Here is a 1,556-nt window from a genome sequence, read left to right as displayed (position 1 = left end):
ATGTTGCGCAGCGAGTAGTCCAATCTACTCCAGAAAGGAGGTATTCCAGCCGCACCTTCCGGTACGGCTACCTTGTTACGACTTAGCCCCAGTTACCGGTTTTACCCTAGGACGCTCCTTGCGGCTACGTACTTTAGGTACCCCCAGCTTCCATGGCTTGACGGGCGGTGTGTACAAGGCCCGGGAACGTATTCACCGCGTCATTGCTGATACGCGATTACTAGCGAATCCAACTTCAAGAGGTCGAGTTGCAGACCTCTATCCGAACTGTGATCGGCTTTTTGAGATTGGCATTCCATTGCTGGATAGCTGCCCTCTGTACCGACCATTGTAGCACGTGTGTAGCCCCGGACGTAAGGGCCATGATGACTTGACGTCGTCCCCTCCTTCCTCTCTGTTTGCACAGGCAGTCTGTCTAGAGTCCCCACCATTACATGCTGGCAACTAGACATAGGGGTTGCGCTCGTTGCGGGACTTAACCCAACACCTCACGGCACGAGCTGACGACAGCCATGCAGCACCTAGTTTCGTGTGATTGCTCACTGTGCCATCTCTGGCACATTCACTAACTTTCAAGCCCGGGTAAGGTTCCTCGCGTATCATCGAATTAAACCACATGCTCCTCCGCTTGTGCGGGCCCCCGTCAATTCCTTTGAGTTTCACCCTTGCGGGCGTACTCCCCAGGTGGAACACTTAACGCTTTCGCTTAGCCGCTGACTGTATATCGCCAACAGCGAGTGTTCATCGTTTAGGGCGTGGACTACCAGGGTATCTAATCCTGTTTGATCCCCACGCTTTCGTGCCTCAGCGTCAATATAACCATAGCAAGCTGCCTTCGCAATCGGTGTTCTGTGACATATCTATGCATTTCACCGCTACTTGTCACATTCCGCCTGCCTCTAGTTAATTCAAGCCCGTCAGTATCAAGGGCACTGCGATGGTTGAGCCACCGTCTTTCACCCCTGACTTAACAGGCCGCCTACGCACCCTTTAAACCCAATAAATCCGGATAACGCTTGGATCCTCCGTATTACCGCGGCTGCTGGCACGGAGTTAGCCGATCCTTATTCCTACCGTACATTCAGCCCACTACACGTAATGGGGTTTATTCCGGTATAAAAGCAGTTTACAACCCGGAGGGCCGTCTTCCTGCACGCGGCATGGCTGGTTCAGGCTTGCGCCCATTGACCAATATTCCTTACTGCTGCCTCCCGTAGGAGTCTGGTCCGTGTCTCAGTACCAGTGTGGGGGGCCATCCTCTCAGATCCCCTAGCCATCGTCGCCTTGGTGGGCCGTTACCCCGCCAACTAGCTAATGGCACGCATGCCCATCTTGATCCCATGAATGTTTGGACATTGTCCCATGCGGAACTGTGTCTTTATGCGGTGTTAATCCGGATTTCTCCGGGCTATCCCCCTGATCAAGGTAGGTTGCATACGCGTTACGCACCCGTGCGCCGGTCTCTAGGTAGCAAGCTACCTATACCCCTCGACTTGCATGTATTAGGCCTGCCGCTAGCGTTCATCCTGAGCCAGGATCAAACTCTCCATTGTAAA

The 1,556-nt window shown here is 53.6% G+C and carries 1 rRNA gene; it reads right to left on the bottom strand.

Annotation, left to right across the window (positions count from 1 at the left end):
• Positions 1–33: 33 nt before the first annotated feature.
• Positions 34–1,553, bottom strand: a 16S ribosomal RNA gene (locus tag AC570H_RS22370).
• Positions 1,554–1,556: the final 3 nt, after the last annotated feature.

This window comes from Pedobacter sp. B4419, assembly GCF_059693725.1.
The sequence above is the reverse complement of the archived record's forward strand: the minus strand, read 5'-3'. Positions and strand labels throughout refer to the sequence as shown.